The sequence below is a fragment of the Bradyrhizobium sp. genome (assembly GCF_030654605.1).
Classification (GTDB): Bacteria; Pseudomonadota; Alphaproteobacteria; order Rhizobiales; family Xanthobacteraceae; genus Bradyrhizobium.
Window position 1 is genome coordinate 1 of sequence record NZ_JAURXB010000187.1, and the last position, 13583, is coordinate 13583.

The 13583-nt window shown below is 64.1% G+C and carries 13 protein-coding genes and 1 CRISPR repeat array; of the genes, 11 read left to right on the plus strand and 2 right to left on the minus strand.

Annotation, left to right across the window (positions count from 1 at the left end):
• Positions 1 to 51 precede the first annotated feature (51 nt).
• A CRISPR array of direct repeats spans positions 52 to 417; the repeat unit is 36 nt; unit sequence AGCCTACCACGGGGAAATCGGTAGGGAAGCCACGGC.
• Between the two features lie 194 nt (positions 418 to 611).
• The gene (locus tag Q7U29_RS17055) at positions 612 to 3287 is read left to right on the plus strand and encodes an EAL domain-containing protein (protein ID WP_304743429.1); all 2676 of its coding nucleotides are present in this window, start codon (positions 612 to 614) and stop codon (positions 3285 to 3287) included.
• A 189-nt stretch (positions 3288 to 3476) separates the two neighbouring features.
• Here the strand turns inward: Q7U29_RS17055 and Q7U29_RS17060 are convergent, their stop codons facing one another.
• Positions 3477 to 4217: a thermonuclease family protein gene (locus Q7U29_RS17060; RefSeq protein ID WP_304743431.1), complete on the minus strand. Its 741-nt coding sequence runs from the start codon at positions 4215 to 4217 to the stop codon at positions 3477 to 3479.
• Between the two features lie 194 nt (positions 4218 to 4411).
• Here Q7U29_RS17060 and Q7U29_RS17065 point away from each other — a divergent pair, with 194 nt between their 5' ends.
• From Q7U29_RS17065 to Q7U29_RS17105, 9 genes are all read left to right on the plus strand, one after another.
• A complete protein-coding gene (locus Q7U29_RS17065) occupies positions 4412 to 5047 on the plus strand; it encodes an HAD family hydrolase (RefSeq protein WP_304743432.1) in 636 nt (211 codons plus the stop codon).
• Between the two features lie 142 nt (positions 5048 to 5189).
• Positions 5190 to 5573, plus strand: coding sequence for a hypothetical protein (locus Q7U29_RS17070; RefSeq protein WP_304743434.1), 384 nt, complete (start codon positions 5190 to 5192; stop codon positions 5571 to 5573).
• A 155-nt stretch (positions 5574 to 5728) separates the two neighbouring features.
• The gene (locus Q7U29_RS17075) at positions 5729 to 5938 is read left to right on the plus strand and encodes a hypothetical protein (protein WP_304743437.1); all 210 of its coding nucleotides are present in this window, start codon (positions 5729 to 5731) and stop codon (positions 5936 to 5938) included.
• 205 nt (positions 5939 to 6143) lie between these two features.
• Positions 6144 to 8159, plus strand: coding sequence for an acetyl/propionyl/methylcrotonyl-CoA carboxylase subunit alpha (locus Q7U29_RS17080; protein WP_304743439.1), 2016 nt, complete (start codon positions 6144 to 6146; stop codon positions 8157 to 8159).
• Positions 8160 to 8348: 189 nt separating this feature from the next.
• Positions 8349 to 9215: an oxaloacetate decarboxylase gene (locus tag Q7U29_RS17085; RefSeq protein ID WP_304743440.1), complete on the plus strand. Its 867-nt coding sequence runs from the start codon at positions 8349 to 8351 to the stop codon at positions 9213 to 9215.
• Positions 9212 to 9511 carry an acylphosphatase gene (locus tag Q7U29_RS17090; RefSeq protein ID WP_304743442.1) on the plus strand — a complete coding sequence of 100 codons (300 nt, stop codon included), beginning with the start codon at positions 9212 to 9214 and terminating at the stop codon, positions 9509 to 9511. Before Q7U29_RS17085 ends, Q7U29_RS17090 begins: the two co-directional genes overlap by 4 nt.
• 59 nt (positions 9512 to 9570) lie before the next feature.
• Positions 9571 to 10128, plus strand: a complete 558-nt coding sequence (locus Q7U29_RS17095) for a GbsR/MarR family transcriptional regulator (protein WP_304743443.1) — start codon at positions 9571 to 9573, stop codon at positions 10126 to 10128.
• A gap of 21 nt (positions 10129 to 10149) precedes the next feature.
• On the plus strand, positions 10150 to 10830 hold the full coding sequence (locus Q7U29_RS17100; protein WP_370691772.1) for a DUF4166 domain-containing protein: 681 nt from the start codon (positions 10150 to 10152) through the stop codon (positions 10828 to 10830).
• Positions 10830 to 12266, plus strand: a complete 1437-nt coding sequence (locus Q7U29_RS17105; protein ID WP_304743448.1) for a TIGR01777 family oxidoreductase — start codon at positions 10830 to 10832, stop codon at positions 12264 to 12266. The genes Q7U29_RS17100 and Q7U29_RS17105 overlap by 1 nt, the downstream gene beginning before the upstream one ends.
• Positions 12267 to 12283: 17 nt before the next feature.
• On the opposite strand, the gene Q7U29_RS17110 is transcribed toward Q7U29_RS17105, so the two are convergent.
• On the minus strand, positions 12284 to 13141 hold the full coding sequence (locus Q7U29_RS17110) for a LysR family transcriptional regulator (protein ID WP_304743449.1): 858 nt from the start codon (positions 13139 to 13141) through the stop codon (positions 12284 to 12286).
• 107 nt (positions 13142 to 13248) lie between these two features.
• Here Q7U29_RS17110 and Q7U29_RS17115 point away from each other — a divergent pair.
• Positions 13249 to 13583 (plus strand): 4-oxalocrotonate tautomerase family protein (locus tag Q7U29_RS17115; RefSeq protein WP_304743446.1); only part of this gene is annotated, 335 nt, incomplete at its 3' end.

Consider the following 13583-nt stretch of genomic DNA (forward strand, 5'->3'; position numbering starts at 1 on the left):
AATCGGTAGGGAAGCCACGGCCCATTCCTTGTTGTGATAGCCGTTGCGCGAAGCCTACCACGGGGCAATCGGTAGGGAAGCCACGGCCGTCGCCGACACCTTGGCTTGCGCACCGGCAGCCTACCACGGGGAAATCGGTAGGGAAGCCACGGCAAGGAATTGCGCGGTCTGGTTCTGCGGGTTAGCCTACCACGGGGAAATCGGTAGGGAAGCCACGGCATCTCGGAACACTGTGCCGACAGCGCTGTTAGCCTACCACGGGGAAATCGGTAGGGAAGCCACGGCACGCCGGACAGCGCAGTCCCGCCCCGAGTTAGCCTACCACGGGGAAATCGGTAGGGAAGCCACGGCCAGATCCGGAGCTGCAGCGGCCTGCGTTTGAGCCTACCACGGGGAAATCGGTAGGGAAGCCACGGCGCTATTCGCCCTCTTGCGGACTTGGATCACAGCTGCGCGCCGGACTTCATCGTGGCGCCATTCGGTATAGTTTTAACCTCCCGATAACTGATTTTCCTAACGGCCTCTTGGTACCGGTTCCGCTACAGGTGATAGGAGGGGGACGGAAGATGTCGGGTAGTCAGTCGGATAGTGCCGGTTCGGGAGGTCGATGGTTGTCGCGTGGCGGTTTGCGTCCTCGCGGAAGACTGGGTGCCGTTCAGTGGCTCATTCTGTGCGGCGCCGCCCTCGTCATCGCGATCGCGTCGGGCACCGGATATCTCGCCCTCGAGTTCCGGGAGCGCGCGCTCGAGGCCAGCGAGCGCGAGCTGGCCAACAGCGCACTGCTGCTGTCCCGTCATTTCGACCAGCAACTCGCCGACCTCCAGCATGTTCACGACGATGTCGTCGCCCACATGCAGGCAGGCAGCATGAACACGGCCGAGAGTTTCGAACGGCAGATGTCGACGCTATCGGCGCATGAGATGCTGCGTACCAAGCTCGCGGCGCTTCCGCATGTCGGCGGCTTGAATCTGTTCAACGTCAAGGGCCAGCTGATCAATACATCGGAGATGTGGCCGGTGGAGGATGTGAGCATCACGGACCGGCGCTATTTCCGCGAATTTACCTCCGGCAGGCCTACTCCCGATGTGATCGTCGAACCGGCGGTCAGCAAGGTGACGAAAGTCTGGACGACGATCTTTGCGCGCAAGATTACCGGCCGTAACGGCGAACTGATCGGCTTTGCGACCCGGGGCGTCGAACCCTCGCATTTCCGGAGTTTCGTCGCTTCCCTGGCGCTGAACAGCGACACCACGATCTCGATGATTCACCGCGACGGCACCGTCATCGCCCGCCATCCGCAAGACGACAATCTGATCGGCAAGAACGTCAGCAAATCGCGCTCGTTCCAGCAGGCGCTGGCGGTGGGTGGCAATGCTTCCGGGCGCTTCAAGCACTCGGCCGAGAGGGCGGAGCGGATCGGTTCCATCCGGGCCCTGTCAAATTTTCCGATCCTGATTGTCGCCTCGACCAACGTGTCGTCGGCGCTGGCCGATTGGCGGGCGCAGGCCAAGCTGCAGTTTTCCGCGGCACTTCTCGCGGTCATCGTCGTCATCGCCACGATCTATCTGATCGTTCGCCAGTTGAAGCGTCAGCACGCGGCCGCGCAGCGGCTGCTTTCCGAGAAGAGCCAGCATCTCGACTGCGCCATCAACAACATGACCCAGGGACTTCTGCTGTTCGACGCCTCGGGCCGCCTCGTCATCTGCAACCAGCGCTACATCGATATGTTTGGCTTATCGTCAGATGTCGCCAAGCCGGGCTGCCATCTGCGCGACCTCATCCTTCATCGCCAGGAAACCGGTTCTTTCGTCGGCGACGTCGATGCCCATTGCGCGAGGTTTCTCGACCCGAAGGATGACCTGATCAACGACACCGTCATTTCGGTCCCCGACGGCCGCATGATCCGGCTGATCTACAAGCGGTCGCCGGACGGCGGCTGGGCCACCACGATGGAAGACGTCACCGAGCGGCGGCGTGTCGCGGCCAAGATCGAGCATCTCGCCCATTATGACGCATTGACCAACCTGCCGAACCGGACGCTGTTCCAGCGGCACGCGGAAGGGTTGCTGCTTCAAACCTCCGACGTTCAATTCGCCATCCTCTACATCGACATCGACGAGTTCAAGCGCATCAACGACTCACTGGGCCATTTGATCGGCGATGAATTCCTGAGGGGTGTGTCGGGGCGCCTGCTCGAGGCCGTCGGACCGAGCGACTTCGTTGCACGGCTCGGTGGCGATGAGTTCGCCATTCTGCAGCGCGACGTCGTCTCCGACGACGATGTCGAGGCGCTGATCGTGAAGGTCTATCGGGCGCTGCGAACGCCGTTCGATTGCCTCGGGCACAGCCTCGGCAGCGACGCCAGCATCGGAATTGCCATCGCGCCGCGTCACGGGTCCGACCTGTTCGGGCTGCTCAAGAGCGCCGACCTCGCAATGTATGCCGCGAAGGCGGCAGGCCGGCGGACCCATCGTTTCTTCGAGCCGTCGATGGAAGCGCAAGCCAACCTGCGCCGCGAACTCGAGCGGGATTTGCGGACTGCGATCGCTTCGGACGGTTTCGAGATCCACTACCAGCCGATTGTCGATCTGCGCAGCAACGGGATCACCGGATGCGAGGCGCTGCTGCGGTGGCGGCATCCGGTGCGCGGCATTGTCTCGCCGGCCGATTTCATTCCGGTGGCCGAGGAGACCGGCCTGATCGAGGAGATCGGGCAGTGGGTGCTGCGAACCGCATGCGCCGAAGCCGCGGCGTGGCCCGTCGATATCCGCGTTGCCGTCAACGTTTCTCCCATCCAGTTCAGGTCACCGACGCTGTCCCTGAAGGTCGCCGCCGCGCTGGCCGATACCGGCCTCGACCCGCGCCGGCTGGAACTCGAGGTTACCGAGGCGGTGCTGATTGCCGATGACGACGCGGCGCTGGTGTCGCTCAACCAGCTTCGCGCGCTCGGGGTTCACATCGCGCTGGACGATTTCGGCACCGGCTATTCGTCGCTGAGCTACCTGCAGCGGTTTCCGTTCGACAAGATCAAGATCGACCGCAGCTTCGTCAAGGAGTTGACGCGCGGCACCGGTTCGGCGTCGATCATCAAGGCCGTCGTCAGCATCGCCGCCGACCGCAACATGATCACGACCGCGGAAGGGGTCGAGACGGAACAGCAGCGCGATACCGTGCAGTCGCTCGGATGCACGCAGATGCAGGGATATCTGTTCAGCGCCGCGCGCCCGGCCCATGAAATTCGAAGGATGCTGGCTGGCAGCGATGCGGCTGTTGCAAGCGTGGCGTGAGGGGCGCTTTTTTCTCCCCTCCCTCCACGCGCCCTTGCGCGTGGCGGGGAGGGGTCGGGGGCGCTTCCGCAAACGCGCTGCCAGTCGAATACGCCGATAGACCCCCACCCCCGACCTCGAGAGCGAGCTTCGCTCGCCTCGGACCCCACCACTCGCTTCGCTCGCGGGAGGAGGGGAGAAGCAGCGCCGTTACTTCCCCTTCGCCTGGCAGTTATAAGCCTTGCGAAATCCCGCGGCCTGGGCGTCTTCCTCGGTGCAAAACCAGCGATCCGGCTCGGTCGTGCCGGGGTAACTGCGACAGCCCTGCAGGTGATAGACGCCGACATTGCCGGTGACGCGGGCGCGCACCGCCAGCTTTCCCTTGATGTTGCAACCCGGCGGCATCACGGGGTGTTCGGGAAACAGCACGGCGCGTATTTGCTGGTCTTTGTCGGTCCTGCAGGAATCGCCCAGCAGGGTGCCGTCCTTGCGTCCGCGGCGGAATTCGTAGGGCGATGCGAAGCAGCCCTTCCAAAGACCGACTTTCTTGTCCCTGGCGCCGGACTCGTCGTCCTTGAAGCGGCCTCTCGCATAGGGTTCGAAATTCAATGCAAACCCCTGGCGGACCACCAGTTGATTGAGCGTCGCCTTTTCGCCCTCGACGGTGCAAATGCCGATATGCCGGCTCTTGTAAGGGGCCAGTCCGAGATCCTCGCAACGGACCGCACGGTTGCCGATCAATTTGACCAGTTGGTCGCGCGCTTCGACGCCGCAGGCCCAGGCATCCGCGTGCTCGTCGATGCACATCTGGTCGAGCTCGGGCGCATCGATGCCGTCGAGCCGGTAGGTCACGCCGGCCACCTGGACGGTGCCGCCGTCCTTGACGACCGCGCCGGCAGCCCAACTTTGCCCCGCCCAGAGAACTGCGAGTATCAGGATCAGGGAACGCATCCAGGTCATTGCCTCTTTTGGGTTTTGCGAAACTTGTGGCAGACGTTACGGGAAGTCCGCGCATTGATCGAGGGGCCTGTTGGTCATCGAAGGCCGCCGGCGGCGCCAAAGTTGGGAATAACCTGATAGCGCAGCCATGACAGCGACAACAACTGCTGTATTGGCTGCAGGCGTCTCAACGGGAGCCGGCCGGGATGACCGCAATCTATTTCGACCTCGACGGCACGCTGACCGATCCCAAGCCCGGCATCACGCGCTCGATCCAGTATGCGCTCGGCAAGCTCGATCAGCCAATCCCGCCGGAAGATGAACTCACATGGTGTATCGGCCCGCCGCTGCACGGCAGCCTGAAAAAACTGCTTGGCAGCGACGAACTGGCCGGCAGGGCGCTGGTGCTTTATCGCGAACGGTTCTCCGACATCGGCCTGTTCGAGAACGAGGTCTATCCCGGCATCGAGGACACCCTGTCCACGCTCGCCCGGTCGGGCCGGCGCCTGTTTGTGGCGACCAGCAAGGCGCACGTCTTTGCCGAGCGCATTGTCGATCACTTCAGATTGCGGGGCTATTTCGAACGCGTGTTCGGCGCCGAACTGGATGGCACGCGTTCCGACAAGACCGACCTGCTGGGCCATGCGCTGCAGTCCATGGGCATCGACCCGTCCCAGGCCATGATGATCGGGGACCGCAGCTTCGACATGGTGGGGGCGCGGAAAAACGGAATGACGGCCGTCGGTGTGCTCTACGGTTATGGCAGCGAAACGGAACTGCGCGACGCGGGAGCGCATCATGTTTGCGCAACGCCTCGGGGGGTGCTCGACCATACCGGGTAGGCCTGCTGGAACTCTTCGGTGAAGTTCACGGAAGCCGCGAGCCGGTCCAGGTTGTGGTCGACGGCATACTGCAACCGAAACCAGCATTGATTGTATTTGTTTGCTGAGCTACCTTGGCGCGCATTGTCACAGGGAGAATTTCATGAGAGTTTTGACCGGATTTATTGCACTGCTTGTCGCAACGCTGCTGTCCGCGACCAACGCCTCCGCGCAATTCTATTGCAGCCGGCATTTCTACAACAACTCCAACTACACCTGGACCGTCAGCAACGCGGTGGTTCAACGAAAGATTCCGCCGCGCACCACCCAGTCATTGAACTATCTGAGCATCGGATCGCAGACGCTGCGAATCAGGTCGCCGTTTTATGACCAGAGCTTCCCGGTATCGTTCTGCTATCTCAATCACAGTGGCGGCACCGGCTACATTGCCGTCAACGATCCCGCCAATGGCGATGTGCAGACCTGCGGTAATCCGGGCTGGCCGTGCCCCGCCATGCGCAGTTCCCGCAAGAATCGCCAGAGATAGGGCGCGGTGCGGACCGCGCGCTGAAAAAAGGCGGTGGCACGTCGCCATGCGATGCAGGGCGGCGTGCCGGCGGGTCGACCTGCGCGGGCGCGGGTTGACTTCATGAGAACAAAAGAAGAACATTGTTCCACCGCGCCCCGATGGAACAACCCCTGATGTCCGCCTCTTCACCCGCCAATGCAGAAGAGGACAACGGGCTGGAGGCCGCCGTCGATCAGGCGATCGCGGCATGCGGCGGCGACATGCGCTCCACCATCCGCGCCCTGATCGTGGCCAATCAATTTCTGGAAGACGAGGCGAGCGAGCTGATGAAGGCGGTCTCCCATGCCTACACGCGCGGCCGGTTCAATACCTATTCCGGCTGATGCAGCGCGTGCTTGCGTGGAAAATGCGCGATGAAGGATATTTCCATCAGATCGGACCATCCGCTAATTCTCTCCCTGAAGCGAGATTGGGCCGCATAAACCGTTGCCTCCGTTCAGTTTTGCTGTACGACGGAACTGATAAATCGTCCCGTCCAGCCGCACCGGAGGGCTGGACCCCGCCCTTCGGTTGCAAGTAAATGGCCCCATGTTCAAACGTATTCTGATTGCCAATCGCGGCGAGATCGCCTGCCGGATCATCAAGACCGCCCGCCGCATGGGGATCGAGACGGTCGCGGTCTATTCCGAGGCCGACCGTGACGCGCTGCACGTCGAAATGGCCGACGATGCCGTCCTGATCGGGCCGCCGGCGGCGTCCGACAGTTACCTCGTGATGGAGAAGATCATCGAGGCCTGCCGCAAGTCCGGCGCCGAGGCGGTGCATCCCGGCTATGGGTTCCTGTCCGAGCGTGAATCCTTTCCGCTGGCGCTGAGCAAGGCCGGGATCGTCTTCATCGGCCCCAACGCCGGCGCCATCGCCGCGATGGGCGACAAGATCGAGTCGAAGAAAGCCGCAGCGAAGGCGGACGTCTCGACCGTGCCGGGTTACCTCGGCGTCATCGAGGACGAGAGGCACGCGGTCAAGATCGCCGACGCCATCGGCTATCCCGTGATGATCAAGGCTTCCGCCGGCGGCGGCGGCAAGGGCATGCGGATCGCGCATTCGACCTCCGAAGTCGCCGAGGGCTTTGGGCTCGCCAAGGCCGAAGCCAAGTCGTCGTTCGGCGACGACCGCGTCTTCATCGAGAAATTCATCGTCGATCCCCGCCACATCGAAATCCAGGTGCTGGGCGACAAGCACGGCAACGTGATCTATCTCGGCGAACGCGAATGTTCGATCCAGCGCCGCAATCAGAAAGTGATCGAGGAAGCGCCGTCGCCGCTGCTCGACGAGACCACCCGCCGCCAGATGGGCGAGCAGGCGGTCGCCCTGGCAAAAGCGGTCAATTACGATTCCGCCGGCACGGTCGAATTCGTCGCCGGCCAGGACAAGAGCTTCTTCTTCCTGGAGATGAACACGCGGCTGCAAGTCGAGCATCCCGTTACCGAACTGGTCACCGGCATCGACCTCGTCGAACAGATGATCCGGGTCGCCGCCGGCGAGAAACTGGCGCTGGCGCAAAAGGACGTCACCCTGACCGGATGGGCGGTGGAGTCGCGGGTCTATGCAGAGGATCCATTCCGCAATTTCCTGCCCTCGATCGGACGACTGGTGAAGTACCGCCCGCCGGTCGAAAGCTCAAGCGACGGCATCACCGTTCGCAACGACACCGGCGTGCAGGAAGGCGGCGAGATCTCGATCTATTACGATCCGATGATCGCCAAGCTGGTGACCCACGCGCCGTCGCGCGCCGCCGCCATCGAGGCGCAGTCGACCGCGCTGGATTCCTTCTACATCGACGGTATCCGCCACAACATTCCGTTCCTGTCGGCGCTGATGAATCATCCGCGCTGGCGCGGCGGAAATCTCTCCACCGGGTTCATCGCCGAGGAGTTTCCTGGGGGGTTCGCGGTCCGCGTGCCCGAAGGCGAGATCGCCCGCCGGCTGGCGGCGGTCGGCGCCGCCATCGACCACGTGCTCGGCGAGCGCAAGCGGCAGATTTCCGGCCAGCTGACGGGCAGGGCGGTGCAGCGCGAGGGCCGCCGCGCGGTATGGCTGGAACGCAACGAAATCGCACTCGATATTGTACGTGAAGCCGATGGCATTGCGGTGCGCTTCATCAATGCCGACGGCACCCAGGGTCATCCGCACCATATCGTCTCGACATGGGCGCCGGGCGATCCGGTCTGGCAGGGCACCATCGACGGGCATCTGGTCGCGATGCAGGTGCGGCCGATCCCCAATGGCATTCGCCTCGCGCATCAGGGTTTCGAGGTCGCGGTCAACGTCTTCACCGAGAGCGAGGCCCAGGCGGCGCGGCTGATGCCGGTCGGCGTCAAGGCCGATACCGGCAAGAAGCTGCTGTGCCCGATGCCGGGTCTGGTGGTGTCGATCGCGGTCGCCGAAGGCCAGGAAGTCAAATCAGGCGAAACCCTGGCGGTGGTGGAAGCCATGAAGATGCAGAACGTGCTGCGCGCCGAGCGCGACGGCACCGTCAAGAAGATTCACGCCTCCGCCGGCGCGACGCTGGCGGTCGACGCGCTGATTCTCGAATTCGCCTGAACTCCGTCATTGCGAGCGCAGCGAAGTGAACTGTTGTGGCCGCCACAAGCAAAACTGTCATCGCCCGGCTTGACCGGGCGACCTGGTACGCCGCGGCTTCTCGGTCTATCTCAGACGCCTCTGGATACTGGGTCGCCCGGTCAAGCCGGGCGATGACAGCGGTGTTTTTTAGACGCGAAGGAGTTCCCCATGGCTTTCCGCAAGCGCCGCGAAGCGTTGCGTTCGATCCTGTCGGGATCATCCTGCATTCGGCCCGGTTCCGTCTATGACGCGACATCGATCCGCATCGCCGAGGATCTCGGTTTCGAACTCGGCATGTTCGGCGGCTCGGTGGCTTCGCTCGCGGTGTTAGGCGATCCCGACATCGCGCTGATTACGCTCACGGAACTCGCCGAACAGATGCGCCGGATGTCGCGCGCGGCTGACCTGCCCGTGCTGGTCGACGCCGACCATGGTTACGGCAACGCGCTCAATGTCCGCCGCACGGTGCAGGAGCTGGAGGCGGCCGGCGCCGCCGGTTTGACCATCGAGGACACGCTGCTGCCGCAGGCTTACGGTGTGACAAAGACGCAGCTGATTTCGCTGGAGGAGGGCGTCGGCAAGATCAAGGCGGCGCTGGACGGGCGGAGCGATCCCGCGCTGGTCATCATGGGGCGTACCGGGGCGGCGTCGGTGACGTCGATCGAGGACGCGATCGCACGCGCGCGGGCCTATGAGGCTGCCGGCGTCGATGCGCTGTTCTTCACCGGCGTGAAGACGCCCGCCGAGTTGCAAGCCATCGCCGCCGCCACCACGTTGCCGATCGTGCTCGGCGGCGCGCCGGAGGAGATGAGCGATCCCGGCACCCTCGCGCACCAGCGGGTGCGGATCGCGCTGCAGGGCCACGCGCCATTCGCCGCCGCCACCCAGGCGGTTTACGAAACGCTTAAAGCGTTGCGTGAGGGCCAGCCGCCCAAGACTCTGAAAGGCCTTGCGTCATCCGATCTGACCGGCCGCGTCATGCGCGAGCCCGATGTGAAAGCGCGCAGCGCGGAGTTCCTGGGACAGCGGGGATGAGCGCCGCGATCCGTCAGGTGACGATCCGGGGCCGGGTGCAGGGCGTCGGCTATCGCGCCTGGGTCGAGCACCGGGCGAGGGCGCATGATCTCGAGGGATGGGTGCGCAACGTCAGTGACGGCAGCGTCGAGGCGCTGTTCTCGGGACCTGCCGAAATCGTTGCCGCCATGGTGGAGCGATGCCGGCGCGGCCCGTCCTCGGCGCACGTCGATGCGGTCACCGAGCATGATGCCGGACCCGATGCGCTTAATCTGCGGCGGCCGGGCGAGCGGTTCTCGGTGCTGCCGACGGTCTAGCGACGACAGCCTCCCTCAGGCCTCTTGACATTCGTCCGTTTCCGTCAGATATTTCTGTCATGACAGAAACAACAGCCAAGAAGAAATTACCCGCCGCGGTCGAGCGCTTCATCCTGCATTGGGGCGACATGGGCGACGAGTGGGGCGTCAACCGCTCGGTGAGCCAGATCCACGGTCTGCTCTACCTGTCGGAAGCGCCACTGACCGCCGACGACATCGCCGAGACCCTCGGCATGGCCAGGTCCAACGTCTCCAATTCGATCAAGGAATTGCTGTCCTGGAACCTGATCCGGCGGGTCCCGATCCTGGGCGACCGCCGCGACCATTTCGAGGCGGAGACCGATATCTGGGAGGTGGCAGCCAGGATCGCCGCCGGCCGCAAGGAGCGCGAGATCGATCCCGCGGTCGATGCGCTGCGCGCCTGCGTCGTGGATGCCGCCGACGATCCCACGATGAGCCCGGTGGCGAGCCAGCGGCTGAAGGAAATGCTGGCTTTCACCGAGTTGGTGGATCGCTGGTACATGCAAATGCTCAGGGTGCCCCGGCCGAGGCTGATCGCATTGATAAAACTCGGCGAAAAGATCGTCAGTTTCCTGCCGGCGGGGAAATCGAAGTAAGGCGTGAGGCTGCTGGAGCGCATGATGGCGTCGCAAGGCAAAATCCGAAAACTTCCAGCGGCCGCCGACAGCCATGAAGATCTCGATGCACTCCTCGGCGATGTCCGATTTCGGGCGCTGCTATCCCGAGATGACTGGGCGCGGCTGCCGCCCGCTACGCGACAACGGTTCTCGAAGCGGCTCGGCGGCGGCAACACCGCGATTTACGCCGGCGAGGTGGTCGAGGTCGGGTTCAGCCGGGCCGGCTGGTGGCTGGCGCAAATCGCGCGCCTGATCGGCGGACCGCTGCCGATCTCGGCCGATACGCGAATTCCCAGCATTGTTACGGTGACCGAAGATGCCGCTACCGGCGGCCAGATGTGGACGCGCATCTACGCGCGGCGCAACGGGTTTCCCCAGGTCATTCATTCCTCCAAGCGTTTCGCGGGGCCGACGGGGCTGGAGGAATATGTCGGCTACGGCGTCGGCATGGCGCTGCGGATCGTGGTCGACGGCGACGCACTGACGTTTCGCAGCGCGCACTACTTTCTGCAACTGGGGCGCCTCAAGCTCACATTGCCGGCGTGGCTTACGCCCGGCGCGCTCACCGTCACCCACACCGATCTCGGAGGCGGCGAATTCCAGTTCACGCTCGAGATCATTCATCCCCGCTTCGGCATGCTTGTTCGCCAGACCGCGGTCTTCAGGGAGGCAACGCCATGATGTCATCGTTTCTGTGGAGCCTGATTGCGATCCAGATCGCGATGGGCGCGTTCGACACGTTCTATCACCACGAACTGACGGAGCGGCTGGCCTGGCGGCCGTCGCAGCGTCATGAGTTGCGGCTGCACAGCCTGCGCAATGCGCTCTATGCGCTGCTGTTCCTGACGCTCGGCTGGCTGGAGGTCCACGGCTTTTGGGCAATGGTCGTCATCGCGGTTCTCGTCGTCGAGGTCATCGTCACGCTGATGGATTTCGTCGAGGAGGACATGAGCCGGAAACTGCCGGCGACCGAGCGGATCAACCACACGCTGCTGGCGCTGAACTACGGCGCCATTCTCGTTCTGCTGCTGCCGGTCCTGATCGAATGGGCGGATCGGCCGACCGGCATCGTATCGGCGTATTACGGGTTCTGGAGCATCCTCGCCGCGGTGGCTGCCATTGGCGCCGGCATCGGCGGCATCAGGGATTTCGCGGCATCCAGACGCCTGGCGCGGTTGAACAGCGCACCGGCCGGCGGCCTCGTTGAAAGATTGCCGGGACGGCAGACCATCCTGATCACCGGGGCCACCGGCTTCATCGGCAGCCGGCTGGCGGCGGGCCTTGCCGACGCCGGTCATCACGTCATCGCGCTGATCCGAAGTCCGGCCAGGGCGGAGAACTTGCGACCGCCGATCACCCTGATCACCAGCCTCGATCAGCTGCCGGCCGATGCGACGATCGATGCCATCGTCAATCTGGCGGGTGAACCGATCGGCAACGGGCTATGGACCGAAGCCAAGCGCCGCAAGATCCTGGATTCCCGCCTCAGCGTGACCAACGACGTCGTCGGATTGATCGCGCGCCTCGACAAACGGCCCGCGGTGCTGATCAACGGCTCGGCGATCGGCTGGTACGGCCTGTGGCAGGATCAGGCTTTGACCGAATCCGCCAAGGCGCATGCGTGCTTCAGCCATGAACTCTGCGATGCCTGGGAGAAGGCGGCGAGCCGCGCGGCCGAGCATGGCGTCAGGGTGGTCTATTTGCGGATCGGCCTCGTGGTCGGGACCGACGGCGGGTTCCTGACGCGGATGCTGACGCCGTTCGAATACGGCCTTGGCGGGCCGATGGGATCGGGCCAGCAGTGGATGTCGTGGATCGAGCGCGACGATCTCATTCGGCTGATCGCCCATGCCATCGCCAGGCCGGATATTTCCGGCCCGATCAACGCGACCGCGCCGATCCCTGTGCGAAACATGAAGTTCAGCGAGGAGCTGGGCCGGCGGCTCGGGCGGCCCGCGGTGTTTCGCATCCCGGCCATGCTGCTACGCCATGCAGCCGGCGATTTCGCCGACGAGCTGTTGCTCGGAGGCCAGCGCGTGATCCCGAACAAGGCGCTGAGCAGCGGGTTTGTGTTTCGCCACGAAACCCTGCGCAGCGCCTTCGAGGCGATCCTGTAGAGCAGGGCATCAAGTGCTTACCCGGCCGCGACCACGCTCCGAAACGTTGCCGCCAGCGTCCGCAGCGCGGCGAGTTTTAGGGGATCGCTGACCTTCGAGTGCAGCATCACCTTTGATGATCCGAGCCGCGGCAAGCCCTGCGCCGGCCCGATGTCGACCAGTCCCAATGGCGCGATCCGCCGCGCCATTGGCGCTATGGCAAGTCCCGCGAGGGCGGCGGCCGCAGCAGCCGTGACGCCGCCGCCGACAAATGCCTCGTTCCACCCGATGCCGGCCTTGTCGAGCGCGCGGACGGCGAGGGCGCGCACCCCGCAGGGCGGCGCCAGCGTTGCCAGCGGCAGGCTCGCGCCGCGGCGCCACTGCAATCGGGGCGAGGCGTACCAGCCGAATTCGTCCTCGGTCAGTTTCTCGCCACCGCGCCGGCTGCCTTCCTGGCGCACGATCACGGCATCCAGCTCGCCGCCATCGTAGGCGTCGAGCAGCGCGCGGGAAAAATCGATGGTCACCGCAAGCGCCAGTTGCGGCGACACGAGGTGGAGCCGCTCCAGCAATGGCACCAGTTCGGGACCGGCGGCGTGATCGCTGATCCCGAGCGACAATTGCTGGCGGGCCGGCTGCTGTCCCGACACGGCGCGGTCATGCGCCTGCATCAGCGCGCGCGCGGAATCGAGAAACACCGTCCCCTCGGCGGTCAGGCGCACCGCGCGCGGCGAGCGCTCGACCAGCCGCTTGCCGAGCACCGCCTCCAGCCGTTGCAGCTTCATGCTGACGGCGGCCTGCGTCGTGCCCAACGCCTCGGCGGCGCGGGTAAAGCCTTGCAGTTCGGCGACCAGCAGGAAGGCCTGCACCGTGGCGATGTCGAGCGTGGCAGTCATCATTGATTCTTATCATTGGTATTGGCAGAGATAAGGTACCAAAATGACGCTGACAGGTCTAGCTTCGGATTCACGCAACCGGTTGCGCTGAATCAGGGAGAACGATCATGCCGCTCATATCAGTCACCTATTCCAGCTCGCGCCATGCCCCGTCGCTGAAAGCCGACATCGCCGCCGCCGTCACCGAACTCACCGCCGGGATACTGCGCAAGGATCCCAGGGTTACCGCTGTGATCGTGAAATCCGTCGATGCGGCGGACTGGTTCGCCGGCGGCAGCTCGCTGGCCGAGCAGGGCCTCGCCAGCTTCTGGCTCGACGTCCACGTCAGCGAAGGCACCAACACCAAGGACGAGAAGGCGGATTACCTCGCCGCGACCTTCAGGCGGATGGGCGAGCTGTTGGGGCCGCTGCACCATGAGACCTATATCCACGTCGACGAGGT